The 26,920-nt window shown below is 70.8% G+C and carries 32 protein-coding genes and 1 tRNA gene; 16 read left to right on the top strand and 17 right to left on the bottom strand.

Annotated features, from left to right (window positions below; genetic code table 11):
* The first annotated feature begins 61 nt into the window (after nt 1–61).
* A complete protein-coding gene (locus tag AWQ71_RS32700) occupies nt 62–658 on the top strand; it encodes a maltokinase N-terminal cap-like domain-containing protein (RefSeq protein WP_157570716.1) in 597 nt (198 codons plus the stop codon).
* 37 nt (nt 659–695) lie between these two features.
* On the opposite strand, the gene AWQ71_RS32705 is transcribed toward AWQ71_RS32700, so the two are convergent.
* Entirely contained in the window at nt 696–1,643 is a 948-nt protein-coding gene (locus tag AWQ71_RS32705; RefSeq protein WP_067140747.1) for a phosphotransferase family protein, read from the bottom strand.
* A gap of 345 nt (nt 1,644–1,988) precedes the next feature.
* Between AWQ71_RS32705 and AWQ71_RS32710 the strand changes: the two genes are divergently transcribed.
* A complete protein-coding gene (locus AWQ71_RS32710) occupies nt 1,989–3,386 on the top strand; it encodes an RtcB family protein (RefSeq protein WP_218002056.1) in 1,398 nt (465 codons plus the stop codon).
* Nucleotides 3,387–3,390: 4 nt separating this feature from the next.
* Nucleotides 3,391–3,840 carry an archease gene (locus AWQ71_RS32715; protein ID WP_067140753.1) on the top strand — a complete coding sequence of 150 codons (450 nt, stop codon included), beginning with the start codon at nt 3,391–3,393 and terminating at the stop codon, nt 3,838–3,840.
* 42 nt (nt 3,841–3,882) lie between these two features.
* Here AWQ71_RS32715 and AWQ71_RS32720 read toward each other — a convergent pair whose 3' ends face one another.
* The gene (locus AWQ71_RS32720) at nt 3,883–4,833 is read right to left on the bottom strand and encodes an RNA ligase family protein (protein ID WP_157570717.1); all 951 of its coding nucleotides are present in this window, start codon (nt 4,831–4,833) and stop codon (nt 3,883–3,885) included.
* A 126-nt stretch (nt 4,834–4,959) separates the two neighbouring features.
* Nucleotides 4,960–5,478: a hypothetical protein gene (locus AWQ71_RS32725; RefSeq protein WP_067140758.1), complete on the bottom strand. Its 519-nt coding sequence runs from the start codon at nt 5,476–5,478 to the stop codon at nt 4,960–4,962.
* Nucleotides 5,479–5,678: 200 nt separating this feature from the next.
* On the opposite strand from AWQ71_RS32725, the gene AWQ71_RS32730 reads away from it, so the two are divergent.
* The 6 genes from AWQ71_RS32730 (at nt 5,679) to AWQ71_RS32750 (ending at nt 10,691) form a co-directional block, all read left to right on the top strand.
* The gene (locus AWQ71_RS32730) at nt 5,679–6,575 is read left to right on the top strand and encodes an ABC transporter ATP-binding protein (protein WP_067140760.1); all 897 of its coding nucleotides are present in this window, start codon (nt 5,679–5,681) and stop codon (nt 6,573–6,575) included.
* A gap of 8 nt (nt 6,576–6,583) precedes the next feature.
* Nucleotides 6,584–7,291 (top strand): ABC transporter permease, encoded by a 708-nt coding sequence (locus AWQ71_RS32735; RefSeq protein WP_169806688.1) that lies wholly within the window; start codon nt 6,584–6,586, stop codon nt 7,289–7,291.
* Nucleotides 7,288–8,421 (top strand): sensor histidine kinase, encoded by a 1,134-nt coding sequence (locus AWQ71_RS32740; RefSeq protein WP_157570718.1) that lies wholly within the window; start codon nt 7,288–7,290, stop codon nt 8,419–8,421. Before AWQ71_RS32735 ends, AWQ71_RS32740 begins: the two co-directional genes overlap by 4 nt.
* Nucleotides 8,418–9,026 (top strand): response regulator transcription factor, encoded by a 609-nt coding sequence (locus tag AWQ71_RS32745; RefSeq protein WP_067140769.1) that lies wholly within the window; start codon nt 8,418–8,420, stop codon nt 9,024–9,026. The genes AWQ71_RS32740 and AWQ71_RS32745 overlap by 4 nt, the downstream gene beginning before the upstream one ends.
* Before the next feature lie 147 nt (nt 9,027–9,173).
* Entirely contained in the window at nt 9,174–9,479 is a 306-nt protein-coding gene (locus AWQ71_RS42155; RefSeq protein ID WP_157570719.1) for a hypothetical protein, read from the top strand.
* Nucleotides 9,480–9,746: 267 nt separating this feature from the next.
* The gene (locus AWQ71_RS32750) at nt 9,747–10,691 is read left to right on the top strand and encodes a ribose-phosphate diphosphokinase (RefSeq protein WP_067140772.1); all 945 of its coding nucleotides are present in this window, start codon (nt 9,747–9,749) and stop codon (nt 10,689–10,691) included.
* A 107-nt stretch (nt 10,692–10,798) separates the two neighbouring features.
* On the opposite strand, the gene AWQ71_RS32755 is transcribed toward AWQ71_RS32750, so the two are convergent.
* Nucleotides 10,799–11,602 carry an SDR family NAD(P)-dependent oxidoreductase gene (locus tag AWQ71_RS32755; RefSeq protein ID WP_067140778.1) on the bottom strand — a complete coding sequence of 268 codons (804 nt, stop codon included), beginning with the start codon at nt 11,600–11,602 and terminating at the stop codon, nt 10,799–10,801.
* 351 nt (nt 11,603–11,953) lie between these two features.
* On the opposite strand from AWQ71_RS32755, the gene AWQ71_RS32760 reads away from it, so the two are divergent.
* Nucleotides 11,954–12,217: a hypothetical protein gene (locus AWQ71_RS32760; RefSeq protein ID WP_067140781.1), complete on the top strand. Its 264-nt coding sequence runs from the start codon at nt 11,954–11,956 to the stop codon at nt 12,215–12,217.
* Between the two features lie 109 nt (nt 12,218–12,326).
* Complete coding sequence (locus AWQ71_RS32765; RefSeq protein ID WP_067140783.1) at nt 12,327–14,858, top strand: DUF4118 domain-containing protein; 2,532 nt, start codon at nt 12,327–12,329, stop codon at nt 14,856–14,858.
* Here AWQ71_RS32765 and AWQ71_RS32770 read toward each other — a convergent pair.
* From AWQ71_RS32770 to AWQ71_RS42865, 4 genes are all read right to left on the bottom strand, one after another.
* Nucleotides 14,843–15,127, bottom strand: a complete 285-nt coding sequence (locus AWQ71_RS32770) for a DUF1540 domain-containing protein (protein WP_067140788.1) — start codon at nt 15,125–15,127, stop codon at nt 14,843–14,845. The genes AWQ71_RS32765 and AWQ71_RS32770 overlap by 16 nt on opposite strands.
* 204 nt (nt 15,128–15,331) lie before the next feature.
* Nucleotides 15,332–15,610, bottom strand: coding sequence for a dsRBD fold-containing protein (locus tag AWQ71_RS32775; protein ID WP_067140791.1), 279 nt, complete (start codon nt 15,608–15,610; stop codon nt 15,332–15,334).
* 29 nt (nt 15,611–15,639) lie between these two features.
* The gene (locus AWQ71_RS32780; protein ID WP_067140795.1) at nt 15,640–15,876 is read right to left on the bottom strand and encodes a dsRBD fold-containing protein; all 237 of its coding nucleotides are present in this window, start codon (nt 15,874–15,876) and stop codon (nt 15,640–15,642) included.
* A gap of 170 nt (nt 15,877–16,046) precedes the next feature.
* Nucleotides 16,047–16,298: a cell division protein SepF gene (locus tag AWQ71_RS42865; RefSeq protein WP_067140806.1), complete on the bottom strand. Its 252-nt coding sequence runs from the start codon at nt 16,296–16,298 to the stop codon at nt 16,047–16,049.
* A 95-nt stretch (nt 16,299–16,393) separates the two neighbouring features.
* Here AWQ71_RS42865 and AWQ71_RS42870 point away from each other — a divergent pair, with 95 nt between their 5' ends.
* Complete coding sequence (locus AWQ71_RS42870) at nt 16,394–16,843, top strand: hypothetical protein (RefSeq protein WP_067140808.1); 450 nt, start codon at nt 16,394–16,396, stop codon at nt 16,841–16,843.
* Between the two features lie 11 nt (nt 16,844–16,854).
* On the opposite strand, the gene AWQ71_RS32795 is transcribed toward AWQ71_RS42870, so the two are convergent.
* Entirely contained in the window at nt 16,855–18,249 is a 1,395-nt protein-coding gene (locus AWQ71_RS32795) for an MFS transporter (protein ID WP_245658712.1), read from the bottom strand.
* A gap of 323 nt (nt 18,250–18,572) precedes the next feature.
* Here AWQ71_RS32795 and AWQ71_RS32800 point away from each other — a divergent pair, with 323 nt between their 5' ends.
* Nucleotides 18,573–19,247, top strand: a complete 675-nt coding sequence (locus AWQ71_RS32800) for a DsbA family protein (protein ID WP_157570720.1) — start codon at nt 18,573–18,575, stop codon at nt 19,245–19,247.
* A 78-nt stretch (nt 19,248–19,325) separates the two neighbouring features.
* On the opposite strand, the gene AWQ71_RS32805 is transcribed toward AWQ71_RS32800, so the two are convergent.
* Nucleotides 19,326–20,198: an aldo/keto reductase gene (locus AWQ71_RS32805; RefSeq protein ID WP_067140811.1), complete on the bottom strand. Its 873-nt coding sequence runs from the start codon at nt 20,196–20,198 to the stop codon at nt 19,326–19,328.
* 139 nt (nt 20,199–20,337) lie between these two features.
* Between AWQ71_RS32805 and AWQ71_RS32810 the strand changes: the two genes are divergently transcribed.
* A complete protein-coding gene (locus tag AWQ71_RS32810) occupies nt 20,338–20,700 on the top strand; it encodes an MmcQ/YjbR family DNA-binding protein (protein WP_067140813.1) in 363 nt (120 codons plus the stop codon).
* 63 nt (nt 20,701–20,763) lie between these two features.
* On the opposite strand, the gene AWQ71_RS32815 is transcribed toward AWQ71_RS32810, so the two are convergent.
* Entirely contained in the window at nt 20,764–21,813 is a 1,050-nt protein-coding gene (locus tag AWQ71_RS32815; RefSeq protein ID WP_067140816.1) for an NAD-dependent epimerase/dehydratase family protein, read from the bottom strand.
* A gap of 111 nt (nt 21,814–21,924) precedes the next feature.
* On the opposite strand from AWQ71_RS32815, the gene AWQ71_RS32820 reads away from it, so the two are divergent.
* Nucleotides 21,925–22,344 carry a hypothetical protein gene (locus AWQ71_RS32820; protein ID WP_067140818.1) on the top strand — a complete coding sequence of 140 codons (420 nt, stop codon included), beginning with the start codon at nt 21,925–21,927 and terminating at the stop codon, nt 22,342–22,344.
* 188 nt (nt 22,345–22,532) lie between these two features.
* On the opposite strand, the gene AWQ71_RS32825 is transcribed toward AWQ71_RS32820, so the two are convergent.
* Entirely contained in the window at nt 22,533–23,171 is a 639-nt protein-coding gene (locus AWQ71_RS32825; RefSeq protein ID WP_067140985.1) for a TetR/AcrR family transcriptional regulator, read from the bottom strand.
* Nucleotides 23,172–23,260: 89 nt separating this feature from the next.
* Between AWQ71_RS32825 and AWQ71_RS32830 the strand changes: the two genes are divergently transcribed.
* Nucleotides 23,261–23,626, top strand: a complete 366-nt coding sequence (locus tag AWQ71_RS32830) for an SgcJ/EcaC family oxidoreductase (protein ID WP_067140821.1) — start codon at nt 23,261–23,263, stop codon at nt 23,624–23,626.
* A 487-nt stretch (nt 23,627–24,113) separates the two neighbouring features.
* Here the strand turns inward: AWQ71_RS32830 and AWQ71_RS32835 are convergent.
* From AWQ71_RS32835 to moaC, 5 genes are all read right to left on the bottom strand, one after another.
* Nucleotides 24,114–24,190, bottom strand: a tRNA-Ala gene (locus tag AWQ71_RS32835).
* Nucleotides 24,191–24,250: 60 nt separating this feature from the next.
* Nucleotides 24,251–25,042 carry a divisome protein SepX/GlpR gene (gene sepX / locus AWQ71_RS32840; protein WP_067140824.1) on the bottom strand — a complete coding sequence of 264 codons (792 nt, stop codon included), beginning with the start codon at nt 25,040–25,042 and terminating at the stop codon, nt 24,251–24,253.
* A 175-nt stretch (nt 25,043–25,217) separates the two neighbouring features.
* A complete protein-coding gene (locus AWQ71_RS32845; protein WP_067140826.1) occupies nt 25,218–25,865 on the bottom strand; it encodes a GNAT family N-acetyltransferase in 648 nt (215 codons plus the stop codon).
* A 54-nt stretch (nt 25,866–25,919) separates the two neighbouring features.
* The gene (locus AWQ71_RS32850) at nt 25,920–26,396 is read right to left on the bottom strand and encodes a MogA/MoaB family molybdenum cofactor biosynthesis protein (protein WP_084259546.1); all 477 of its coding nucleotides are present in this window, start codon (nt 26,394–26,396) and stop codon (nt 25,920–25,922) included.
* A complete protein-coding gene (moaC, locus tag AWQ71_RS32855) occupies nt 26,393–26,899 on the bottom strand; it encodes a cyclic pyranopterin monophosphate synthase MoaC (protein WP_067140830.1) in 507 nt (168 codons plus the stop codon). The genes AWQ71_RS32850 and moaC overlap by 4 nt, the downstream gene beginning before the upstream one ends.
* Between the last annotated feature and the right edge of the window lie 21 nt (nt 26,900–26,920).

The following is a 26,920-nucleotide window of genomic DNA, read 5'->3' on the forward strand; positions in this document are numbered from 1 at the left end:
CGCTCGGGTACGTGGGCCTCGGCGGCTGCGCGGGCGGTTCACCGCATCTACGCTGCCGATCATGGCCAAAATTCGTTCGGTCGCCACTCTCACGCCTCACTTCCGGGATTTCCTCCCCCTGTGGGTATCCCGGCAGCCGTGGTATCTCGGAACCGGCATCCCGTCGTTGTCTCCGGTCGGCTTCATCCGGTTCGACGACCCCGCCGGCGAGGTCGGCATCGAGACGCATCTGGTGACCGACGGCTCAGCGATCTATCAAATCCCGATGACCTACCGCGGCGCTCCCATCGAGAACGCCGGGGCGGAAGAAGCGCTCATCACGACGGCCGAACACAGCGTGCTGGGAACCCGCTGGATCTACGACGGCGAGGCGGACCCCGTCTGGATCAGCGAGGTCCTCCGCCTGGTCCGAACCAACGGGACCTCCGACCCTGGCCATGAAAAGGGCGCGAGAGAGGCGTACGCGCAGGGCCGACACGTGATGCCGGGTGAGCTGACCAGTGATTTGGTGACCATCGAGTTGAGGCGGGCGCCGACCGTAGATCCGCCTGCCGGCGAACCTGACATCGTGGGCCTGATGACGGGGACCTGGTATCCGAACGGCCCTGACGCCGCCGTCGCGACCGGCTGCCTCGCCGTGGTTCGTCAATCGGGCTGACCGACGCCCACGACGAGGCCGGGCCGGATTCAACCGGTTATTTGGACGACGCCCGCTCCGACAGGAGGTCTCGGAGCAGGCCGAAGCTCTGGTCGCGGAACTCGAAAAGGCCGTGCTCGATGCCGTGCAGGACGTCCTCAGCCGCGTCCGCCAGCTCCCAGAAGCGGAGCTTGCGCTCAAGACTGTCGGTGAACGGCACGCCCCGAAGCTCCTGAAGGCGCCGGATGAACCCCGCCCCCGTCTCGGACCAGAGGTAACACAGGTCATAGTCCGGGTCGCCGATCGCGGTGTCACCGAAGTCGATCAAACCGGTCACGTCCGCACCGGTCACGAGGAGGTGGTCGAGGCTGATGTCGGCGTGGATCAGCACCGGCTCGTAGTCAAAGCAGGAGTCGTCGCCGAGGTAGGTCTCGAAGGCGGCGAGCAGCGCCCTGGACTCTCCCGACGGAAGCGCCGGGATGACCTCGGCACGCAGCAGGTCCAGGCACTCGCCGAACTCCGCCCGCGGATCCCATTCGGGTACGCCGAGCTCGCGTGCGCGTCCGGTCGGGAAGGCGTGAATCGCGTCGATCAGCGCGGCAACGCGGCCGATCGGCGCGGGCTCGTCCAGCAGCCCGCGCCGGTGCCACTCCTCCTCCGACAGCGATTCACCCGGTACGGCGGGATAGCAGCAGAACTCGCCGGGGCCGAGCGGGTTGGGGGCGGTGAAGGCGAACTGCGGGATCGGAAGCGGGAGATGTCCGGCGAGTTCGGGCAGAAGGGCGGCCTCGCAGGCGATCCCCTCGGCGCCGTCCTCGTTGCGCGGGAAGCGCAGGACGAACGGCGTGCCGCCGTCGCCGTCCGGGAGGTCGAGTCGGAGGGCGACGCTCTCCATCCCCGCGCCCAGCGGGCGCATCGCACCATGCGCGAGATCGTCGCGGACGCTCGCGAGCACGGAGCGAACCCGTGATTCCCAGTCGTCGGGGAGGGTGGCGTTCCAGATCATCGTTGTTTCCCATGGGTTGGGCAGGCCCGAAGCCGGGATCAGAATCGGGCGTCAGGCTAACGGCGCCCTTCCGGGAGCGCCATCGATTTACGATCGGCTTCTCCCCGGCCGGCCGTAGCTGAACAAACCCCGGCGTCAGGAGATACCGGTACGGCCGTACGACCGCACACGTTCACACAGACAGTGATAACTATGCGCCGGATCGTAGCTATATAGGGACTTTCGTCCCGGCGATCCGGGTCTCTGGCCAGCGGACGGCGGCCCCCGCTCGGCGGAGGGTGGATGGAGAGGCGGTGCGGAGACAGCCGGCCGGGGCGATCACTCACCGATGGGACCAGGCCAGTCGTGAAACTCGTTCAGGAGACACCGTTCCGATTCCGGATCGAACGGCACGGGCCGATGCGGGTGCCCGGGGTCGTGTTCACCACCCCTGACCTCCTTCCCGAAGAGGAGGCCCTGCGGCAGGTCGCCAACGTGGCGACTCTGCCGGGCATCGTCCGGGCGTCGTACGCCATGCCCGACCTGCACTGGGGGTACGGCTTCCCGATCGGCGGCGTGGCCGCGACGGACGTGGCGGCGGGGGGAGTCGTCTCCCCCGGCGGGGTCGGATTCGACATCTCCTGCGGGGTTCGCCTCCTCGCCGCCGACCTGCTGCGCGAGCAGCTCGCTCCTCGGCTGAACCGGCTGATGGACGAGCTCGACCTGGCCACGCCGCGCGGGCTCGGACGCGGCGGCGTGTGGCCGCTGCCCGGGTCCGCGCAGCTCGGCCGTGTGTTGCGCGAGGGGGCACGCTACGCCGTGGAACAGGGGCACGGGGTTCCCCGCGATCTCGACCGGTGTGAGGATCAGGGCGCGGTCGCCGGCGCCGACCCGGCACAGGTCAGCGGCCGGGCCGTCGAAAGAGGCGCCGTCCAGGTCGGCAGCCTCGGTTCGGGAAACCACTTCCTCGAAGTCCAGGCCGTCGCCGAGATCTACGACGCCGAGGTGGCCGCCGCGTTCGGCCTCCGGCTCGGGCAGGTGTGCGTGATGATCCACTGCGGCTCGCGCGGCCTGGGGCACCAGATCTGTAGCGAGCACGTCCGTTCCATGGACAAGGCCATGGCGCGGTACGGCATCCACGTTCCCGACCGGCAGTTGGCCTGCGCCCCCGTCGATTCACCGGAGGGCCGGGCGTATCTGGGCGCGATGGCCGCCGCCGCGAACTACGGCCGGGCCAATCGCCAACTGCTGTCCGAGGCGGCCCGGCGCGTCTTCGAACGTGTCACCGGCGCCGCCCTCGACCTCGTGTACGACGTGTCGCACAACATGGCCAAGCTCGAAGAGCACGACGGCCATCGGCTGTGCGTCCACCGCAAGGGCGCCACCCTGGCGCTCCCGCCGCACCATCCCGACCTCCCCGCCGACCTGGCGCCCTTCGGCCAGCCGGTGTTCATCCCCGGCACGATGGGAACCGCCTCGCACGTCCTCACCGGGGTGGCCGACGGGCCCGCCTTCCACTCCACGTGCCACGGCGCGGGCCGGGTCCAGAGCCGCCACCAGGCCGCGCGCTCCATCCAGGGCCGCGACCTGCGCGACCGGCTGGAGGCGCGGGGCATCGCCGTACGCGCGTCGTCGTGGCGCGGCCTGTCCGAGGAGACTCCGACCGCCTACAAGGACGTCGACGCCGTGGTCGCCGCCGGCGTCGGCGCCGGGCTGTGCGGCAACGTCGCCAGACTGGTGCCGCTCGGCGTGGTGAAGGGCTGACCCCATGGAACGGCACCCCGAACCCGGTTCAGGACCGCCTCCGACCCGGGGCCACACCACCCTGCCGCACACCGCGGACGTACGCATCAGGGCGTGGGCGCCGACGCGTGCCGAGTGCGTCGCGGAAGCCGTCCGCGCGATGGTTGAGGGCTTCGCCGACCTCTCCGACGCGGTTCGCTGCGGCACTCGGTCGTTCCAGGTCGAGGCCGGGCCCCCGGAGGACCAGATCCTGGCCGTACTCGATGAAGTGATCTATGAGATGGACGTCGGCGCCCGCGTTCCCTGCAGCGTCGGCGTCCGCGAGGACGAGGACGGGCTCCATCTGACCCTGGGCATGACCGACGTCTCGACCGTCCCCCAGATCGGGGCGGTTCCCAAGGGGATCTCCCTCCATGACCTGCGATTCGACCGCGCACCCGAAGGATGGGTGTGCACGGTGACCGTGGACGTATGACCGAGCGCGTGCGACCTCATCCGCCCAGGTCGGGCGGCCGATTCAACGACCCTGAAATGTGGCCAGCGTGCGGGCCGCGGGCGTGAGCGCGGCGGCCAGGCGTCGGCGGTCGGGCTCGGGCAGCCCGCCGAGGTCGTCGTCGAGGTCGGCGAGCAGGTCGGCCACCACCTCGGCGGCCAACTCGGCGGTGCCGGTGGCCGGGCCGAGTTTGCTGCGGGCCGCGTCGACCCGCGGCGGGGTGAGCCGCTCCACCGCGGCCGCCAGCAGCCAGGCCGGCACTCCCGTCACTCCGCCGGGCGGCGGCACGAACGGCCGGGCGCCGTTGTAGCGGGCGTCCTCGGCGAAGTCGGGATGTTTGACCTTCAGTACCGGCCGCGGTCCCCGTTCGCCGGTGTCCCAGGAACCGGCGGGCTTGAGGACGTAGCCTTCGGCCCGGTTGCCGGGGAGTTCCGGAAGGCCCAGCATTCCGGGCACGAGCGTCGGGAAGTCCACCGTCAGCTCCGCCAGCTTCTGCCGCCGGCCGTGCCCCAGCAGCGGCACGCACTCCAAGCCCACGCCGGACACCAGTTCCGCCAGCTCGGCGCGGCTCATCCAGCGTGGTCCCGACGGTGTCTCGACGGCGCCGTCGAAAGCCAGCCATATCAGGTCAGGGCTGTACCAAACGCCGGTCTGCACCGGGCCAATGTCCTCGACCGGCGATACCCGCGGGTGCGGATAGCCTCCGCCCGCCAGCTCCCCGTACAAGATCACGTTATGTCCGGCGGCCCGGGCCGCTGCCGCCGCCGCTGTCGCCAGCACCGGCCACAGGCGCGTCAGCCCGAAGAATGTCTCCAGCCGATCCTCGCCCAACAGCCCGCGCCGTCCGGCCGCCCGCGCGGTACGGCCGTCGCTGACCAGCGCGAGATGCGCACCGTGCACCTTCTCCTCGGCCACCCAGCTCCCGCCGGGCAACGTCCCGTCGCCGAACCGCTGCGGGATCTTCGGGTACCACACGGTTCTGACCTCCGTTCCGTGCCCGGACACTTCGGCGGGCAGTTTCGCCGACGCCCACCTGGAGATCAATTCATTTTCCGGCTCCGAATCGCCGTTCCCGATCCAGCGATGACGTAGCCGCCGCCCTCACCGACGAACAGGGCGGTGGTCCCCTCCCGTACGGCGCAGCCCGATCCGGAACGGAGAGGCGGGGCCCGCGGGCCGAACGGCGAGCAGGATGAGGACCGCGTAGGTCATCTGGTAGGCGTTCACGCCGAGGTTCCACCCGGCCGCCGGCTCCCACACCTCCCAGCACCGGGCGCCGACCGTGGACAGGTCGTACGCGATGAACGCCGGCTTGAGAAGGGCCGGGAGCAGCACGTACACCGCGACGACGCGGGCCACGACCCGGCTCGGCCGTCTCCCCCGGGTGATCAACCACAACGCGAAGGCGAGCGGGACGACGACGAAGTTCCATCCCAGGAACGACGCCCAAGCCGATGACGGGTAGACCTCGGTGTGGAAAATGTGGGCCGGACAGGTGGGCGGATTGATCAGCATGTAGCTACTGATCAGCATCGACTCCGGGAGCAGTCGCAGCGCCAGGGGCAACAGCGCCATCGCGGTCGCGACCGTCCAGAGCCGGAACCCGCGTGACCGCCACATGTGAATCCGACTCCTCACCACCCGAAATAGACCAGGGGCACCTTATCCGCAAAAGGATCCAAATGTAGGGCGTTACGTTTCCGCCCCAACCACTGCCACTCCCCCGGAAAAGCGGCGGCGGCACCCATGACGATCGTCATGGGTGAAGTCACGATTCACGCCACTTATCGGCAAAGAGCGGCGAATCTACTGTCGAAGTCATGGAGAACTCGGCAGTCCTCTTTCACGAGGTGAGCAAGCGTTTCGGCACGACGCGGGCCCTCGACCACACGAGCTTCACGGTCGGTCGAGGCGAGACGGTCGCCCTGCTGGGACACAACGGCGCGGGCAAGTCCACCGCGGTCGACCTCATGCTCGGGCTCCGCCGCCCGGACGAGGGCGACATCACCATCCTCGGCACGTCCCCGTCGCGGGCGGTGGCGAGCGGCCGGGTCGGCGCGCTGCTGCAGACCGGCGGCCTGCCCGACGGGGCGACGATCCGCGACATCGTACGGCTGGCCTGCGGCCTGTACGGCGGGAAGCGCCACGTCGGCGAGGTCCTGGAGCTGGCGGGGCTGACGGAACTGGCCGGCCGCCAGGCGACCGAGCTGTCCGGCGGCCAGGCGCAGCGGGTGCGGTTCGCCATCGCGGTCTCCGGCCGTCCCGACCTGCTGTTCCTCGACGAGCCGACGGTCGCTCTCGACGTGGAGGCGCGCCGCGAGTTCTGGGCCGTGGTCCGGGGCGCGGCCGAGGGCGGCGCCAGCGTGGCCTTCGCCACGCACTATCTGGAGGAGGCCGACCAGTTCGCCGACCGGGTGGTCGTGCTGAGCCACGGCCGGGTGGTCGCCGACGCCACCCCCTCCGCGATCAAGGCGATGGCGGGGGGCCGCACGGTCCGCTGCGTGCTCGCCGCGCCGGACCCGCAGCGCCTGCTCGCCCTGCCGGGCGTGGTCGACGTGACGATCCACGGAAACGACGTACTGCTCCGCACGGATGACGCGGACCGGACCGTCGAGATGCTCTACACCTCGATCGGCGGCGTACGCGACCTCGAAGTGACCGGTGCGGGTCTGGAAGAAGCCCTTATCTCCCTCTCGTCGAGGAAGGACCAGTCATGATGTCGTTCATGCGCTTTGAGATCACTCGTACAGCGCGCAACGTGAAGTACCTGATCTTCCTGATCGCCGTCCCCGTCGGGTTCTACCTGCTCTGGGGACGCCAGAGCGGCGATCAGGACGGCGTGCAGATCTCGGCGCTGGCGCTGGTCGCGATGGCCGTGTACGCCGCGACGGGCGGAGCGCTCATGGCGGCCGGGGGCGGAGTCGCCGACGACCGGGCCCAGGGGTGGATCCGGCAGCTGAAGGTCACCCCGCTCAGCGACGCCCAGTGGCTGGCCGGCCGGATCGTGCTCGGCGTCCTGATGGTCCTGCCCGGCGTGGCCGGCGTGTCCCTGGCGGGGCTGCTCGCCGGCCACGTGCACCTGCCGGCCGGGCGGTGGGCCGCGCTGATCGGGCTGTTGCTCGTCGGCTCGCTGCCGTTCGGGCTGCTCGGCCTGTTCCTCGGTCTCATCCTGCGGGGCAAGACCGCCCAGCTCGGCATCGTCGTCGTCTTCTTCGCGCTCGCCGTGCTCGGCGGGGTGATCGGAGCGGGCGCCCTGCCCGGAGTCTGGGAGAAGATCCGGCAGCTCACCCCGTCCTACGGGCTCGTCCAGGGCGGCAACGCGGTGATCGCGGGGCACGCGCCCACGGTCACGCAGGCCGTCGTGCTGGCCGTCTGGACCGTCGTCGCCGGTGTCGCCGTGATCCTGCGGTGGCGGCAGAGCTCGGGCGCATGAGCGCCGTGTCCGACGGGCCGGCGGACGGCTCCGCGCAACGGATCACCTCGGTGTGGTCGGCGCGGAGCTGGTCCCGTTTCATCCTGATGATCGTGGCGACGGTCTTCGCCTCGATCGTGTACGTGAACGGTGCCCACCCCGCGTGGGCCGTCGCCCTCACCCTCGGGCTCGCCGCGCTGACCGCCGTCCTCGGCGTGGTGGCCCGGGTCGTCCCGGACGATCGGGAGAGTCACTGGCTCCTCGCGTTCGGGGCGCTGGTGGTGCTCGCTCTCGGGCTGGTGGCGTGGGGTGGCCCTGAGTGGGCGGTGAATGTCGCCTGGGCGACTTCGGCCGCGGGATGGAGCCGCAGGAAGCGAAGGAAGCCGCTGATCCTCGGCGTCGGCGCGGTGACCGGGCTGCTCGTCCTCGCGCACGGCGCGGACGCCGGACAGGCCGTGATCCTCACCGCGTCCGTCCTGCTGATCGGCATGTTCTCGGCCCAGGCGCGCAGGAGCGCCGAGCTGATCGACGAGCTCCGGGAAACGCGTCGGGAGCTGGCCCGGCTCGCCGTACTGGAGGAACGCAACCGCATCGCCCGCGACCTGCACGACCTGGTCGGGCACAGCCTCTCGGTCGTCGCGGTGAAGACGGAACTTGCCCGCCGCCTGCTCCCCATCGACAAGGAACGGACCGACGCGGAGCTGAAGGACATCGACGCGACCGTGCGCCGGGCCCTCTCCGAGGTGCGGCAGGCCGTCACCGGCTACCGCCAGCCCACGCTCGCCGCGGAACTGTCGTCCGCCGTCCAGGCAGCGGAGGCGGCGGGCATCGCGTGCACCGTACGCGCCCCGGACACCTGGGATCTGCCGGTGCCCGTGGAGGGCCTGCTCGCGTGGACGGTGCGCGAGGGGATCACCAACGTCCTGCGGCACAGCGGCGCGTCGTCGTGCGTCATCACCGTGTCCGCGGACCCTTCCGTGTCGGTGGAGGTCGCCGACGACGGCTCGGGCGCCCCGGACGGAGGACGTCCGGGCAACGGGCTCGCCGGGCTGAGCGAGCGGGCCCGCGCCCTCGGCGGGTCGCTCACCGTGGGACGCCGCGACGGAGGCGGCTTCCTGCTGAGGATCGAGGCGCCGAAGGAGACACGATGACGATCCGCATCCTGCTGGCCGAGGACCAGACCATGTTCCGGGGCGCGATGGCGGCGCTCCTGTCGCTTGAACCCGGCTTCGAGGTGGTCGGCGACGTGGCGCGTGGCGACCAGGTCGTGGGCGCCTGCGAGGCGTTCCGTCCCGACGTGGCGCTGCTCGACATCGAGATGCCCGGCATCGACGGGCTGGAGGCGGCCAGGCGGCTGCGTACGGCGGTGCCCGAGACGAAGGTCGTCATCGTCACCACCTTCGGCCGGCCGGGCTACCTGCACGCCGCGCTCTCCGCCGGAGCCAAGGGGTTTCTCATCAAGGACACCCCGATCGAGCAACTGTCGGCCGCGATCAGGAAGGTCGCGGAGGGCGGGCAGGCGATCGACCCGGCGCTGGCCGTCGCCGCGCTCAGCGAGGGGGCGAGCCCGCTCACGCCGCGGGAGAGGGACGTGCTCGCCACCGCGCGCGGGCACGGGACCATCGCGGACATCGCCCGTGGCCTCCACCTCTCGGCAGGCACGGTGCGCAATCACCTGTCCGCGGCCATCCAGAAGCTCGGCGCGCGGACCAGGGCCGAGGCCGTGGAGATCGCGGAGCGCAAAGGCTGGCTCTGAGCGGCTCACCCACCGCTCAGGAATCCCCGTACGACGTGCCCGAGCGATCCGGCCGTCGAACACCGGGTGCGGCCTCGCCGCGCGCGGGTAGTGCTCAGCCGCGGTTTTGTCCCCCAAATGTGATCACTCATTACTAATGTGATCAATGTGCGGAAAACGATCATGGCGGCTTTTGCCGCGGCAACATTGCTGCTCACCTCCGGCGCCCCCGCCTTCGCGGCCACCAGTACGCATTCGCACACGACCTCGGCCGGCTGGTGTCAGAAAAAGCAACCGTCAGGCAGGTACTACTACCTGCACAAGAAACACTGGGACTGCGTCTCGCCCGGCGCCTTCTGTTCCACCGCCCAGCGCAACGCCTACGGATACTCCATGCGGGCCGCCGCCCACGCCAAGCGATACAAGTGCGTCAGATACCCCAGCAACACCTGGCACTGGAAGCCGAAGCCCTGACCGCTCGCCGACATTACCGACCGGACGGCACCGCCGCGTTCTCCCTCGGCGGTGCCGCTCTTCTCTCCCCGCCCGTCCACAGCGCCCCGCTCACCGTGATCAGGACCGCGGGGCACGGTCGTGGCCCAACCTGGCGGTGAGCGTGGCCGCCAGGTGGCCGCATCCGGCCATCTGGCCCGCCGACTCGCGGCGGGGACCGGACGGCGGCCACCTGTAGCATGCCGCTGGCCCGATCGACCGAGCACCACTCCACAAAAGGAGCGCCTCGTGCGAGACATCACCGTATTCAGCGGCAGCGCCCACCCCGAACTCGCGGCCGAAATCTGCGCCCACTTGGGAACGCCGCTGCATCCGGTCCAGATCAAGCGTTTCGCCAACGACTGCCTGGAAGTTCAGTTGCAGGCCAACTGCAGAGAACGCGACGTGTTTCTCATCCAGCCTCTCGTCCCTCCGGTGCAGGAACACCTCGTCGAGTTGCTCCTGATGCTGGACGCCGCCCGGGGCGCCTCGGCCGCCAGGACGACCGTGGTGATGCCCCACTTCGCCTACGCCCGGTCGGACAAGAAGGACGCCCCCCGCATCTCCATCGGCGCGCGCCTGGTCGCCGACCTCCTGGTCGCCGCGGGGGCGAGCCGCGTGCTCACGATGACCCTGCACTCGCCCCAGGTCCACGGATTCTTCAGCGTTCCGGTCGATCATCTGCACGCCCTGCGCGAGCTTGCCGCGCATTTCCGCCAGTACGACCTCTCCAACACCGTCATCGTCTCCCCCGACCTGGGCAACGCCAAGGAGGCCGCGGCCTTCGCCCGGCTCCTGGGCGTCGAGGTCGCGATGGGAGCCAAGCAGCGGCTGAGCGACGACCGGGTCACCATCAGCTCGGTGATCGGCGATGTCACGGGCAAGGACGTCATCGTCCTGGACGACGAGATCGCCAAGGGCACGACGGTGATCGAACTGCTGGACCGGCTCCGGGAACGCAAGGTCGGCTCGATACGCGTCGCCTGCACCCACGGCCTGTTCGCCGGCGGAGCGGTCGACCGCCTCGGCAGCCAGTCCGATGTGGCGGAAATCGTCTGCACCAACACGGTGCCGGTCCCGGCGGCCGCGCCCGGTTCCAAGCTCCGCGTCCTGTCGATCGCACCCGCCCTCGCCGAGGCCATGCGTCGCATCCATGACGGCGAATCGGTCAGCGCCCTGTTCGACGCACCTTGACGGCATAAATCACGCCATAGCGCGGTCCCAGCCATTCAGCCGAGGGCCCAGGTCAAGGAGCATCCCTCGACCTGGGCCTCATATTTCCCGGAACACCCCGGCCGGGCTCAGACCTGCTTGAGGAACCCGCCGTCGACGGCGAAGTCCGCTCCGGTCGTGCTGGCCGAACGGGGTGAGGCGAGCAGGGCCACCACGTCGGCGACCTCCTGGGGGTCGACCAGACGACCGGTCGACAGCTTCATCATTTCGGGCGCCACCTGGTCCATGACGCTGTCACGATCGGTTCCGGCCTGGGCCGCGATGATGTCGGCCGCGCCGCCGCTCTCGGTCCACCACGCCGTGCGCACCGGGCCCGGCGAAATGGTGTTCACCCGGATGCCCTGGGGAGCGAACTCCTCGGAGAGGGCCTTGGTCAGGTTGTTGAGTCCCGCCTTGGCGGCGTTGTAGTCGACGTTCATGGGAGCGGGCAGGCGGGCGCTGCCCGAGGAGATGTTCACGATCGAGCCTCCGCCGCGGGCCAGCATCGGCGTGATGGCCGCCCGGACGGCCCGTACGACCGAGAACAGGTTGAACTCGAACATGACCCGCCAGTCCTCGTCGTTCGGGGCCAGGAACGAGAAGCGCGGCAGGGCCACGCCGGGCGGCGGCCCGCCGGCGTTGTTCACCAGGATGTCGAGCCCGCCGAACTCGGAAACGGCCCGCTCCACGATGTGCCCGGGAGCCTCCGGGTCCGTGAGATCGGCCGGAACGTGGACCAGGTCGCCGGTGAGCGCGCCCAATTCGGGGGTGCTCTTCCGCGAGGCGGCCACAACGCGGACACCCTCGCCCAGGAGAGTGCGCGTGACGGCCAGACCGATGCCCTTGGACGCGCCGGTGACGACGGCGACCCGGCCGGAAAGCTGGAGATCCATATGTACTTCCCTCGTCGTGATTTCCGCCCGGAAAAGGCGGACGGTTTCGTTATAAAAACCGTATGAGCGGGCGCGTGACGAGGACCGGCGCGATTCAGACGAATAATTGCAGCGGAAATCGGACCCGAAATTCTGCGTCTCCGCGCATACGCCTCGAACGCGACGGCGCCGGCTCCGGCTCTGGAACCCCTCATCGCTCTTCTCCCACGGCGGAGCGGCGACCCGCGCAACGCCTCCGAGCCGGAGAAGTCGCAAGGTCCCGTGCCGTAGGGACCGAAGTCCCTGGGCCGACAGCCGGCACCCCCACAAGGCTGGGAGAACAGGACATGTCCCATTGGGGGGTGGGATCCGATGACACTTCACGAGTCCGGTACGGGGAGCACAGCCGAGGAGACGCACCGGCTGACGGTCGAACTGGACCTTCTCAAGGGCCGGGTGAGCCGCCTGGAGCAGCAGGTCCGGACCCTGGCGGAGGCGAACCTGGCCCTCGCCCGCGGCATGGAGGCGAACCCGCTGGAAGAACCCGACCAGACACGCCCCGCGCACAGCGCCCGGCTCGCCCACGAACTGCTGCTCGCCGCCGACCTGGTGCCCCCGAAAGCCGAATCGGAGTAATCGCCGGTAGTCCGTACCGCCGCACCGGCCGCCGCCCACCGCGGAGCACCGAGCGTGCCGTTCTCCGGGCCCGTCTACGGGCAGGAGGGCAGTGGTGGAAAGGCGAGACATGGAACGTGGCCGCTTGCGGGTGTATCTGGGCGCCGCTCCGGGGGTGGGAAAGACCTACGCCATGCTCGAGGAGGGGCAGCGCGTCAAGGCCGGCGGCGCCGACGTGGTCGTCGGGCTTCTCGAATCGCACGGCCGCCGGTTGACGGCGAAGATGGCCGAGGGGCTGGAGGTCGTCCCCCGCCGCACCGTGATCTATCGGGGTCGGCCGTTCACGGAGATGGACACCGAGGCGGTGCTGGCGCGCCGGCCGCAGGTGGCGCTGGTGGACGAGCTGGCGCACACCAACGTGCCGGGGGCCGGGAAGGAGAAGCGGTGGCAGGACGTCGAACGGATCCTCGACGCGGGTGTCGACGTGGTCACCACGGTGAACATCCAGCACCTTGAGTCGCTCAAGGACGTCGTGGAGCAGATCACCGGCATCAGGCAGTCCGAGACGATCCCCGACGAGGTGGTCCGCCGCGCGGACCAGATCGAGCTGGTGGACCTGACGCCGGAAGCGCTGCGCCGCCGCATGGTGCAGGGATACATCTATCCGGCCGACCGCGTCGACGTGGCGCTGACGCACTACTTCCGGCCGGGCAACCTCACGGCGTTGCGGGAGCTCGCCCTGCTGTGGCTCGCCGACCGGGTCGAGGAGGGCCTGCAGCGCTATCGGGTCGAACACGGCATCGCGACGCCGTGGGAGACGAAGGAGCGCATCGTGGTCGCGCTGTCCGGCGACGCCGCCGAGCAGGCGCTGATCCGGCGCGCCGCGCGGATCGCCGACCGGACCCCCGGAAGCGAGCTGCTCGCGGTGCACGTGATCCGCACCGACGACGCGCCCGGGGCCGACCCGGCGGTCCTGGCCGGTCAGCGGGCTCTCGTGGAGTCGCTCGGTGGTTTCTATCACCAGGTGGTCGGCGCCGACGTGGCGGCCGCGATCCTGCAGTTCGCCCGCGCGGAGGACGCCACCCAGCTCGTCCTCGGCGGCGCCGGGCGCGGGCGGCTCGCCGCGCTCCTGCTCGGCGACCGGGTGGTGGACAAGGCGACCCGGATGGCGGGCGCCATCGACGTCCACGTCCTGCCGCACAAGCGGAAGACGCGCGCGCCCACCCTGACCTTGCCGTCGCTCACGCGTGGCCTGGGGAGCGCCCGGTTCCGGTGGGGCGTCACGCTGGCGGCGCTGCTGGTGCCGGGCCTGACGCTGGCGCTGGTCTGGCTGCCCGGCCCCGGCCTGGCGGGCGTGCTCCTGCTGTACCTGCTGGCCGTGGTGACCGTCGCGCTGGTCGGCGGGCTGTATCCGGCGCTGGTGGCGGCGGTCGGCGCGGGCGTGCTGGCGGACTACTACTTCGTCCCGCCGATGGGCTCCCTGGCGATCGGACGGCCCGCCAATGCGGCCGTCCTGGCGGTGTTCGTCGTGGTCGCGTCGATCGTCAGCGGGGCGGTGGAGCGGGCGGCGCGCAGGTCGCGCACCGCCGCACGCTCCTCTGTGGAGGCGGCGACGCTCTCGGACCTGGCGATCGGCGCGCTGCGCGGGGGGAACGATCTCCCCGCCCTGCTGGAGCGGGTACGGGTGACCTTCGGGCTGGACTCGGTCAGCCTCCTGGAGAGCGACGGTGCGGGCGGGCACCGCTGGTTCGTCGTCGCCAGCTCGGGGTCCATGCCGCCGGAACGTCCCGAGGACGCCGACACGGAGGCGGCGATAGGAGGCACCCTGGTGCTGGCCGGGCACGGCCGTTCTCTCGACGCCGGCGACCGGCGTGTTTTCGCCGCGTGCGCCGCCCTTGTCGCGGCCAGCCTGGAGGAGCGGCGCAGCGAACGGCGGGCCGAGGAGCACCTGGCGGACCGGCGGCGCACCGATCTGCTGCGGACGGTCGCCGGCGATCTGGAACCTGAGCTGGCGGTCGCACGGCACGCCGTGGAAGGACTGCGCGACCGAACGGCTCCCCGTACGGAGGACGAATGGGACGAGCTGTGCGCTCAGGCCGAAGGCGCCGTCGAGCGGGTCCACGGCCTGGTCGCCGATCTCGTGGACGTGAGCCGCCTGAACGGGGCGCTGGACGTCTTCCTCCGCCCGGTCGACGTCGGCGACGTCCTGATCGTCGCCGTCGACGATCTGGGGCCCGGAGGGCACGATCTGGTCCTGCGCCTGCCCCAGGAACTACCGAATGTGATCGCCGACGCCGTACTGCTGACCCGGCTGGTCACCTACCTGGCCGCCGACGCGCTGCGGCGGAGCTCCGCCGATGCGGCGCGTCTCCACATCGAGGCGGCCCAGGTGGACGGACGCGTGGAGATCCGGCTGGTCGATCACACGGCCCCCGTCCCCCGGATGTGGGAGCGGGACGCCGACGGGCGTCCGGTCGGCATCGTGCCCCGCGTGTGCGCCGACCTCGCCCGGGCGATCGGCGGCGTGCTGCGCTGGGAGGAGATCGCGGGCGGCGGTTGCACCGCCGTGCTCAGCCTTCCCGCCGCCGCGTCCCGTGCGCCGGCCGCGCCCGACGTGGCGCGTCCGGGTCGCTCAGGAGGCGGCGGCTACGCGGGCGCGTAGGTCAGGCAGTCGGCCTCGCTCCGCGACTGCCCGACGACGATTCCGGGAGCCTGGCATTCGAGCTGCGTGTTGTATCGGCAGTCGGACACCTTGCACGCGCCGACCCGGCCGGTGGTGGCGGGGTCCCCGCCCTTCGAGGAGACGCCGAAGAAGGTGTCGCACTGGGCGAGGTGCGCGTCCCCGATCGTGATCGCGAGCGCGTGGCAGGCGCGATCCCGGTTGTACGCGCACGACTCGACCTGGCACTCGTTGACTGTGGGCATCTCCATCGCTGCGGCTCTCCCAAGGATCAGGGGCCGCCCCGTGGAGCCTCCCCGCTCGTCTGTCCGTCCGATTCGCCAGGTGGCACATGGGCGCGCACCCGGCGCCCCTCTCGTACCGCTCGGCAACGCCCTTCACGCCCATGCCGCGCCCAACTCTTCGACAAGGTCGCTCAGCCGCCGGGCGGGGAGAGCCGCGGAGAGCCCCCGGTTTCACCGCTGATCCAGGCCGGGCATCTCCTCGATCGTCATCCCCCGGGAGAGCATTTCCTTGAGCGCCGTCTGGTACAGGCAGTGGCTCAGCCTGGCCAGGGCGCGGGCGGCGGCCAGTTCGTCGCCGACCTCCGGAACGAGCCGGTCGTCCGGACTCCGGCGGGCGTGGCCGGCGCCGGAGACGCTGACGCCGTCCGCGACGGCCAACGCGGCACGGGCATGGGTGTCGTCGCCGTGCTCGCTGATGTCGATGACGACGTTCCACCGTTTGTCGGTCATCCTCGAACTCCTTCGCCCAGATCGTCCGCTCAGCCGGCGATGTCCTCCGGGCCGATGGCGGACAGCTTTCGCGTCAGGTCGGCCAGTGCCCGGGCGATCGCCAGCTCGTCGCCGATGCCGGGGACGGGAGCGTCCGTCGGGTCGCGGCGCGCACGGCCGACCCCCACCACGTGGGTGTCGTCCCCGGTGGACAGGACCGCGCGAGCGGTGGTGGCGTCGTCGTCCTCGTCGACGTAGATCCGGATGCTCGACCGCTTGGCTTCCATGGTCGCCCCCGTCCCATGGTGTGGACGGCACGTGCCCGTCGCCGGCGCCGCGCGCCTCTCACGTTTCCATCCCACGCCCTGACGACCCGCGCTCCCCAGAGGCGAAGGTCCCGCCGTACGGCCGCGCGGAGCCTCCCTGGTACGCGGGAACGGTCACCGAGTGGGCTCGATCATTCCCCCGACTCAGCGGCAGGATCCGTCGGGCCGGCCATTCCGGCGGGCAGCAACAGGAAGACCTTCCTCTCCAGGCGGTCCATCCTGCCCCGCCGTCCGAAAACCAGTCCGGCGGCGAAGTCCACGAACTGCTTGGCCTCGCCGTCGGGCAACCCCGTCAGATCCATCACCACCGGGGTGCCAGTGCGGAAGTAGTGCCCCACGTACAGCGCCTCGTTGTAGTCCCGCGGACGCAGCGTCTTGATCACCGCTCCAGTCTGCCCCCGGGGTGGCGAGCCGCCAAGCTCATCCCCTGCGGGCCTACGCGAGGCGGAACCTCCGCACTCGCCGCCATTATGCGGGAATGAGGAGATTCTGGAGCGCCATCGAGGCCCGCCTGCTGCGGCGGCGGGCAGAGCGGAGCGACCCCGCCGAGGCGGAGGTCGAGGCGATCGCCCGGGCCACCTGGTCCCTGTTGCTGGAGGCGCTACGTCATCTCGCCCTGCCCGCCCACGAGCAGATCCGCTGGATCGGGAACATGTGCGTGGACGAGCTGGCCCTCGACTTCGACGACACCTACCAGGTGTCGTGGGCCGCGCAGGAGATGGGATGGATCTCCGCGGAGCTGTCGCGGCACCTCGACGAGATCGACCGGCGCCTTACGCAGCTCTCGGGTGAGGGCGAGGCGCCCTGGAGCGAGGAGGGCCTGTACCAGCACCCCACCTGGGCGACGCTGCGCGAGCTGGCCGCCCGCGCCATCGCCCTCATGCCGCCGGAGCCGTGGCTCGCCGAGCCGCCACCTGCCCGGCCCTGAGGGCTTCCGGTTCAGCCGGCCGCGTTCTCGCCCGCGAGCACGCCCGCCGGGGCCCGCCGACGGGCCGGGATCGCCAGCGCCAGCAGCGCCGCCACCAGCGCCGCGCTGCCGCCGATCACGAAGCTGGTACGGAACCCGGTCATCGAGGGCACCGAAGCCGGCCCCAGAGGCACCACCATGTGGCTGAGCACGACGCCGACGACGGCGCTGGCGCTCGACGTGCCGATCGAGCGCATGAGGCTGTTCAGGCCGTTCGCGGCCGCCGTCTCCGAGGCCGGCACCGCCGACATGATCAGCGCGGGCATCGCGGCGTACGTGAACGCGATCCCCGCCGAGATGACCGCGGAGATCAGGCCGATCTGCCACACCTGCCGGGTCATCCCCAACGCCATCGCGTACCCGCTGAGGATCACCAGGCAGCCGATGACCAGCGAGGTCCGCGGGCCGCGGGCCGCCGAGATGCGCGCGGACAGCGACGAGACCACCACCATCACCATGCCGCCGGGCAGCAGGCACAACCCGGCGGCCACCATGGACCGGCCCAGGCCGTACCCGGTGGCCTCCGGCAGTTGCAGGAGCTGCGGGAGGACCAGCGCCTGCGCGTACATGGCGAACCCGACCACGACAGAGGCGAGGTTGGTCATGAGGACCCGGGGGCGCGCGCTCGTCCGCAGGTCCACCAGCGCGTCACGGGCACGCAGCTCGTACCGGCCCCATACGAGCAGCACGAGTGGCGTCGCGCCGAAGAGGCCGAGCGTGACGGGGCTCGACCAGCCCCAGTCGCCGCCCTTGGAGACAGCGAGCAGCAGACAGATCAGCCCGGCGGAGAGTCCCAGCGCGCCGACGACGTCGAAACGGCCGCCGCTGCGCAGCGGAGACTCCGGCACCAGGGCGACCACCAGCGCCAGCACCACCACGCCCAGGCCGGCGGACGCCCAGAAGAGCACGTGCCAGTGGACGTACTGTGCCACCGCGGCGGCGGCCGGCAGACCGAGCGCCCCGCCGATGCCCATCGAGGAGCTCATCAGCGCCATCGCCGAACCCAGCCTCGCGGGCGGCAACTCGTCGCGCATGATGCTGATGCCGAGCGGGATCACCCCGATGCCGAACCCCTGCAGCGCCCGCCCGGCGACCATGGGCACGAGCGAGCCGCTCAGCGCGCACACCACGGACCCCACGACCAGCAGCGCCAGGCAGAGCAGCAGCATCCGCCGCTTGCCGTACATGTCGGCGAGCCTGCTGATGACCGGCGTGGCCACCGCGCCCGCCAGCAGCGTCACCGTGATCACCCAGGACGCGTCGGAAGCGGTGGTCCGCAGCAGAACGGGTAACTCGGCGAGCAGCGGAAGCACGAGGGTCTGCATCAGGGCGACCAGGATGCCCGCGCAGGACAGTACGGCGATCACGCCTCTGGCGCGTCGTGAGCCGGTCTCAGCGCCTTCCTCATGACCGGTCAGTGACGTCGCGCGCAAAAGGCCTCCGCTTGCGGATCCGGCGGAGCGGCCTATATCCCGACACCGCAGTCTCGGTGGTACATGTCATATGCATCATGCACAATCGCTCATGTCAGGACTCAGGCGGGCCTCACTCAGCGCGCCCTGGCCCCCGCGCGGCGGCTCCTGTGGCCCTCTCCCGCACCGGGATCCCCGGAACCCGGCGGCCTGCGTGAGAGTCGGCCCCCGATACCATCGGCGGCGCAACCGTGCGCCATTCTTAGGGGCAATTGATCGTGGAAACCTCCCGCCTCCAGGCGATCCGTACGCGCATGGTCAAGCTGGCCGCCGCGGCCGTGGCCCTCATCGTGCTCGGCGTCATCACGCTGGCGCCGGACGGCCGCCGGGAGGGGAGCGCCCCGTCCGATCTCGTCTCGTTCCGCCCCGACGGGACCATCCTGATGGCGCTCCCCGGCGTGGCCTCCCCCGTCCTTGAGGTGTACGAGGACTACCAGTGCCCGTACTGCCGCGACTTCGAGCAGCTCAACGGCGGCACCGCCAGGGATTGGGCGGCGCAGGGCAAGGTCGCGTTGGTCATCCACCCCTTCACGGTGTTCGGCGAGAACTCCGGCGTGACCCGTGACAACTCGCGCCGGGCGCTCATGGCGTCTCTGTGCGTCACCGATCCGCGCAAATGGCTCGCCTACCACGACGAGCTGTACGCCCACCAGCCCGAAGAGACGCGGGAAGGCGGCTTCGCCGTCGAGGAACTGGTGCGGTACGCCAAGGGGGTCGGCCTCGCCGAGGAGGAGTTCGCCGCCTGTCTGAACTCGGACAAGACCTCCGCCCGCGCCGACGCGCTGTCGAAGCTCGCGTTCACGCGCGGGGTGCAGGGCACGCCCACGATCCGCCTGGACGGGCGCGACCTCGACTGGACCAAGCCGTGGGCCGCGCCCGTACAGCAGGCGTGACCCCGGGGCCGTGAACGGCCCCGGGGACGGCCCCGCACCGCTCCCTCGACCCCGGCGAACGGTTGCGGACCGCGCGCTTCAGACAGCCCTGCTGAGGCTCTCGAACTCGTCGTCGGTCAGCTCGACCTCCGCCGCCGCCACGTTCTCCTCCAGGTGCGCGACGCTTGACGTGCCGGGGATCGGGAGCATCACCGGCGAACGGCGCAGCAGCCAGGCCAGCGCGAGCTGGGCGGGAGTCGCGCCGTGCTCCTGGGCGATGCTCGCCAGCGGGCCGCCCGGCTTGGCCAGCTCACCGGTCGCCATCGGGAACCAGGGGATGAAGCCCAGCCCCTGCCGCTCCGCGTACTCCAGCACGGCCTCCGACTTGCGGTTCGCCAGGTTGTACAGGTTCTGCACTGAGACGATCTCGGTGATTGACCTGACCTGCTCGATCTCCTCGACCGAGACCTCGGACACCCCGATGTGCCGGATCTTGCCCTCGGCCTTCATGTCGGCCAGCACGCCGATCTGGTCGGCGACCGGCACCTGCGGGTCGATTCGGTGCAGTTGCAGCAGGTCGATCCGCTCCAGCCGCAACCGGCGGAGCGACATCTCGACCTCCTGCCGCAGGTATTCCGGCCGCCCGACCGGGTGCCACTCCCCGGGACCGGTGCGTACGAGCCCCGCCTTGGTCGCGATCACCAGCGATTCACCGTACGGGTACAGCGCCTCGGCGATGATCTCCTCGCTGACGTAGGGACCGTAGGAGTCGGCGGTGTCGATGAAGTCGACCCCGAGCTCCACGGCCCGGCGCAGCACCGCGCGCGCCTCGCCCCGATCGCGCGGCTCGCCCCAGACGCCCGGCCCGGTGAGCTGCATCGCGCCGTATCCGAGCCGGACGACCGGCAGATCCCCACCGAGAAGGAAGGTGCCGCTGCGTTGCGCCGGAAGGCGCTCCGCCTGTCCTGCCATGTGCCACCCCCAAGAAGGTCGTACGACGTGTCCCACCCAGTCTCCGTGTGCCACGAAACGGACGCGATGGAGCCCCCGGCGGAGACGACCCGCATCCGTCGGCGGGAAGAATGTCGGTCCCGGTTGATAGACCTGCGGCATGGAAAGTCTCACTGATCAGGCCGCCGGTGTGGAGGAGTTCCTGCGGATCGTGCGGGGGCTTCCGGAGGCCGAGCTTGGTGCCCCGGGGACTCACGTCGGTGCGAAAGTACGCGGCAAGGGGTTCGCCTATCTCAACGAGGACAAGGGCGTCGCGCTGGTGAAGGCGGAGCTGGAAGAGCGGGAGGCGCTCGTCGGGCAGGACCCGGAGGTCTTCACCCGCTCCTACACGTCGGGCCGCTTCGGTTGGGTGGAGATCCGGCTGGACAGGGTGCCGCCGGACGAGCTGGCCGAACTCGTCACCGAAGCGTGGTGCCTCACCGCCCCTCGGCGCCTGGTCGAGGAGTACGAAGCCGGAAGGTGAGCCGGCTCGGCGACCCCACGACGTTCCCGCCGTCGGCAGGAACGCCGCCAGGTGGCCGGCAGATCAGGAACGTTGTCCGCCGCCGGTGGCGAGCTCCTTGACGCGGCCCACCACGCCCTCCTCGGGCGCGAGCGGGGGCGTGTCCATCCCCCAGCCTCGCTGCAGGCCCTCCAGGAACTCCTCCAGCGCCTGCCGCCCGTTCCTGAGCGGGTGCCAGCCGAGCTCGTCGTGGGCCCGGGAGACGTCCATCAGGGGGATCTTCAGCGCCATCTCCAGCAGGCCGGGCGCGGCGGGCACCAGGCGCAGGTGCCAGCCGGCCGCCAGCGCCGTTCTCGCCACCAGGGCGGGCATCCGCACCACCCGCGTATTGAAGATCTCCGCCAGAATCTGCGGCGTGATGACCGGGTCGGCGGCGAGGTTGAAGGCGCCGATGACGGGCCGGGTCACCGCGAGCCGGTAGGCCTCCGCGGCGTCCTCGGCGTGCAACGCCTGGAACCGCAGCCCCGGGATGTCCGGCACGAAGGGGACCCTCCCCGGACGGACCAGCCGCCCCGGCACGAGCGGGCCGGCGAAGATCCGCCGCTGCTCGCTGGCCGCCTCGCGCTTGAAGATGAAGCCCGGCCGCATCCGGACGACCCGGATGTCGGGGTGGTCCCGTTCGAAGATGTCCAGCAGCCGCTCGACGTAGGCCTTCTCCCGTCCGTACGCGGCGTCCGGCCAGCCGTGGGTCGGCCAGGTCTCGTCGACGGCCTGCTCCTTCGGCCCCGGCGAGTACGCTCCGACGGACGAGGCGTAGACCAGCGTGGGCACGTGCGCCTTTCCGACCGCGCGGAACACCCGCTCGCTGCCCATCACGTTGACCCGCCAGGTCGTCACCGGATCATGGGTCGGCTGGAACAGCCAGGCCAGGTGGACCACGGCGTCGGCGCCTGTGAAGATCTTGGCCAGGTCCGCCGTGGCGATGTCGGCCGTCCGCCACTCTGTCTTGCCGGGCCGCCACCCGGGAAACCGCCGGGCGACGCCCACGATCGAGCTGACCTCCGGATCCGCCTCCAGCGCGGAGACCAGGCTTGTCCCTACGTTGCCGGTCGCTCCGACCACGACTACTCGCATGCGCCCCCGCTGCCCCGGGCAAGGCCGTCAAAACCCTCCGGCCTGCGGGTTCACCCGTTTCCCGCGCGCCGCGTACGGGCATGAGCCGATCTCTGGGAAAGAAGGGTGCTCATGCTGAGGATGCTGGTGCGCGGCGCTGCCGGGGGCGCCCTCGCCACCGTGGCGCTGACCGCGGTGTCGCTGGCCGGAGATCAGGCCTGGCTCATGCGTGACCGGCCGTCCGGACGCGTCACTCCCGGCCCGCTGCCCCGCCGCCGGGCCCGGCCCACCGAGTCCCTCACCCATTTCGGGTTCGGCGTGGCGTCCGGAGCCGTGCTCTGCGCCCTGTCGCGCGGGCGGGCCGGCCTGCCGCTCGGCGTCGGGTACGCGCTGGCGGCCTGGGCCGCGAGCCAGCGCGGCTGGGTGCCGCGCATCGGCATCCTGCCGCCGGACACCCGCGACGACTCCTCCCGCACCGCCGTGCTCGCCGCCGGCCATGTGGTGTACGGAATGGTACTCGTGGCCACGGTCAACCACCTCGCCCGCCCCTGAAAGCCCCGGCGGCCCGGCTGAGCGTGAAGGCCTCCTGGACGTGACCTTGAGAGACAAGCCGGGGGCACCTGATTGATTCCGGCGCCACCGTGCCCGGACCCCTGTACGACCGAGCCGGAGCCGCTGCTGGAGGAGCCGGCGACAGCGTCACTGAAACAACTCGGAATCTGCCGCTTCACAAGCCTCGTTCAGTGTGACCAGCGGCCGGTGAAGAGCTCCTCGCCCGGTGGCGAGCCGGGCAGCGGGACGGGTCCCGGCCGCAGCCCGTCGAGCACGATCGTGATCAGCCGCCGGCGAGCCTCGGTAGCGGCGGGCAGCAGGTCGTCCCTGCCCTGCTTGCGAAGTTGATCGATCATCGGGGAGCGGCCGAGCTGTTCGATCAGCAGTGAGATGTCGACCGCCGCCACATCGGTGCGAAGGACACCCGCTTCGTGTGCTCGCCGTATCAGCCTTTCCAGCAGCTCGTCGCCGAGGCGGGCTTTGACGCTCATCTCCTGCGTCACCTCGATGGTGCCGGCCACGGGCGCCAGCGAGCCCTGCCCGAACTCGACGCATCCCTGGACGAAGCTCGCGAGTCCAGCCCACGGATCGGGGCTGGCCAGGCCCTGCTCGGCGACGTCGTTCCAGTGCTCGAGGGAAAGCAGGCTGAGCCGTTGAAACAGCTCCTCCTTGGTCTTGTAACGGCGGTAGAGACTGCCGATGCCGACGCCGGCCCGGGCGGCGATGGCGGCCACGGACGCGTGCGCGCCGTCTTCGGCCAGCACGTCGCGGGCGGCCTGGAGCAACGCATGGTCGTTGCGTTCTGCGAGAGCTTTGCGTGTGGTCATCGCCACAGATACTACCAGTTGCGGAGCGATTCGCTCCGATGTAACGTTCGAAGCGGAGCGAATCGCTCCGCTAGTTGAGGAGAGATGACATGAACACCGACATCAAGGCGATCGAACAGCTTGTCCGCGACGCCGAAGACCTGCAGAGCGACGTGGCCGGCTTCACCGGGCTGCTGACCGACGACGTGTCCCTGGTCAACTTCACCGGCATCCGGCTGCGTGGCCGCGAACAGGTCACGCAGGTGCTGACCAAGGCGCTGGAAAGCCCGCTGAAGGACGTGCTGACCAAGAACGAGCTGCTCGAGGTCACCTTCCTTCGCCCAGACGTGGCACTGGCCAACCTGATCAAGCACGTCAACGACGGCCGCACCGGCGCGCTGACGTTCGTCCTGGTGAAGGACGACGGCACCTGGCGGATCGCGCTGGCCCAGACCACCCCGGTGGTGACGCCCTGAGCGTGGCGACGGGCCTGGGCCGAGTCGCCCGAGGTCAGGTTGATCAACATCGTGCCGTCCAGCTCGCTCTCGCTCGCGCCGAGCAGCTCATGCCTGGCCTGGTAATCGGTGACGAGATGATCGTGAGGGAACCTGCCTTGAGCGCGTCGCCAACCGTTGGCGCCAGCCGTGCGCCCTCTGCCACCAGCTGGCCTTGGAGGCCGTGCGATTCCACACGGTTGTGGGATGCCCGGCGTTCAGGAACGCGGCCGAACGAGTGGCCAACGAGGGCTATCCCCCCTTTGACGATGCCGACCAGGAGCTCGTCCCTGCCTGAGCCATCTGCTGGGTCTTCGGCCGGTGGCCCGGGGACTCGTTCGCAGGGATCTTCCAGGCGTCTTGCGCGGCTGGCGGGAGCAGGCGGTGGCGTTGCCGGCCACGGCGGAGCGGCCGAGTCACCCAGAAAATCAAAGAGGCCGGTTCCGAAGATCGGAACCGGCCTCTGGCCTGGTGGAGCTATGGGGATTTGAACCCCAGACCCCTTCGATGCGAACGAAGTGCGCTACCGGACTGCGCTATAGCCCCAATGCCTCGACTAGATTAGCAAACATTCGGAGTCGTTCGCGCCAACCCCGTCGATCCCCGTCAGTCGCCGACCGCACGCCTGCCGGAGTACTGGTCGGAGTACTGGTCGAAGACCGGGACCCGCTTGCGCGCCTCCAACATGATCACTTCCGCCTCGCGGGCCATGGCCTCCATGGCGCGCCGGCGCTCACGCTGCTTCGCGAGCCGCTCCGCGCGCGCCTTGGCGGCCAGCTCGCGCCGCTCCGCGTCCACGCGTACGGCGACACGCAGCACGGCGAGGTACGCGACGAGGAGGACGCCTGAGGGTGCCACGGCCCACCACGGCATCACCCTGACGGCGGCGGTGACGGTGGAGGCGATGACGAGCAGGATGCTCCAGAGCATCCGCCTGCGGCGGCGGGCGATGATGAGCGCGCGATGCCGCCGAGCGGCCCGGCGTGCGCGCGCCGCGCGATCCTCCCGGGGCCGGTCCGCGCCGTCGGCGGCCGGAGCCGCATCCGAGCGGTCCGCCTTGTCACCGGCGTCGCCGGCCGCCTCGTCCGCAGAGGACGCCTCCTGGGAGACACCGACACCCGAGGCCCCCGAATCAGCGGACAGGGCGCCCTGCCTGGCCGCCTCCACGACGGGGGCGGGTAGCGGAACGGTGAGCGGAGCGGAGCCCGCATCCGCGTCGGCCTCCTGGACGGACTCCGGCTGCGGACTCTCGATGACCGTGTCCGCGTCAGCCGCGGGCTCGGCGGGCTCGTCCTCGTACAGGTCGTCGATGGCGTGCTTGTCCCTGCGCAACCACATCGGCAGCAGGACCCCGAGCCACATGACGACGATGGCGAGGTAGAGGAGGACGCTACCCATGCGACCACCTCCGGAGATGCCGAGCACACCTGCGGACTCTGGACGTCGGAGATGTGCTCACGTCACGCACCGTAAGACTGCGTGTCACTGATTGACGAGCATTCGATGCGGTGTGTCGCGAGATCGTCAAAGCTCTTCATGTAATTTGATCCCGGTGAGTGATCACCGGAAACGCTCACTGTCCCGGGGTCGTCTCCGTGCGCCTGGACGCGGCGGCCTCGCGGGCGCGCCGCCACTGGACGAGGAGCCCGCGCGGGACGTCCTCGACCGTCAGCGCGTAGCAGATGTGGTCCCGCCACGCGCCGTCGATGTGGAGCTGGCGCTTGCGGACGCCCTCCTCCCGGAAGCCGAGCTTCTCCACCACTCTGCGGCTGGCGTGGTTCTCGGGCCGGATGTTGGCTTCGAGGCGGTGCAACCCGGTCGTGAAGAAGCAGTGGTCGACGGCCATGGCCAGCGCGGTCGGGATGATGCCGCGCCCGGCGAGCGCGCCGTCCACCCAGTAGCCGACCTGGGCGGAGCGGGCGGAGCCCCAGACGACGGCGCCCACGGTGAGCTGCCCGGCGAACTGCCCCTGGTAGGTGACCACCCAGGGCAGCGCGAGCCCCTGCCGCGCCTCGCGCCGCAGCGTGCCCACCATCGACACGTACGGCCCGAGGCCGGTCCGGAAGAGCGGCGTCTCGGGGTTGCTCGGCTCCCACGGGCGCAGCCAGTCGGCATTACGCAGCCGCGTCTCCCGCCAGGCCCGGACATCACGCAGCCGCAGGGGGCGGAGCCCGACGGGCCCCTCGGTCAGGGCCGCCGGCCAGCCGCGAAGTCGATCCACGGGTCAATCATCTCCCGGAAGACGGCCAGGGCGCCACGCTGGTACCGGAACCGGTCACCGGCGGTGGTCGCCGCCCCGGATCTGGTCCACGGCGTGGGCCAGGATCGGGGCGAGCACCGCCATCCCGTCGCGTACGCCGCCCGAGGAGCCGGGCAGGTTGACGACCAGTGTGGACCCCGCCTGTCCGGAGAGACCGCGGGACAGGACCGAGGCGGGCACCTTCTCGCGGTTGGCCTGCCGTACGGCCTCGGCGATGCCGGGGATCTCGCGGTCGAGGACGCGGCGCGTCATCTCGGGTGTGAGATCGAGAGGCGTGAGGCCGGTGCCGCCGGTCGTCACGATGACGTCGTAGCCGTCGGCGAGGCCTTTCCGGAGCGCCACCTCGACCGGTTCCCCGTCGGGGACCACGGCCGGGCCGTCGACGGTGGCGCAGCCCGCCTCGGCGAGCAGCCTCGCCAGCAACGGCCCCGAGGTGTCCTCGTAGATCCCGGCGGAGGCGCGGTTCGAGACGGTGATCACGAGTGCTTTCACGGGCGCGTCCAGACGCCGGCCTTGCCGCCGGTCTTCTCCTCGACGCGCACACCGGTGATGACGGCGGCGGGATCGACCGCCTTGACCATGTCGATCAGGGCGAGCGCCGCGACGGTGACGGCGGTCAGCGCCTCCATCTCGACGCCGGTGCGGTCGGCCGTCCTGACCTTGGCGGTGATCTCCACGCCGCTGTCGACGACGTCGAGCACGACCTCGACCCCTTGGACGGCGATCGGGTGGCAGAGCGGGATGAGGTCGGGAGTGCGCTTGGCGCCCATGATTCCGGCGATCCTGGCCACGCCGAGCGCGTCGCCCTTGGGGACGTCGCCGGCGCGGAGCGCGGCCACGGCGGGCGCGGCGAGCAGGACGCGCCCGGTGGCGGTCGCCGTACGGATCGTGACGTCCTTGGCGGAGACGTCCACCATGCGTGCCGCGCCGGTTTCGTCGATGTGCGTCAGGTCGTGCGTCGTTTCGCCCGCCGACTCGCGGGTCGGGTCGCTCATCTCTCCTCCTCGCCCGGTACG

Source organism: Microtetraspora malaysiensis (assembly GCF_001528665.1).
In the GTDB taxonomy this organism is placed as follows: domain Bacteria; phylum Actinomycetota; class Actinomycetes; order Streptosporangiales; family Streptosporangiaceae; genus Microtetraspora_A; species Microtetraspora_A malaysiensis.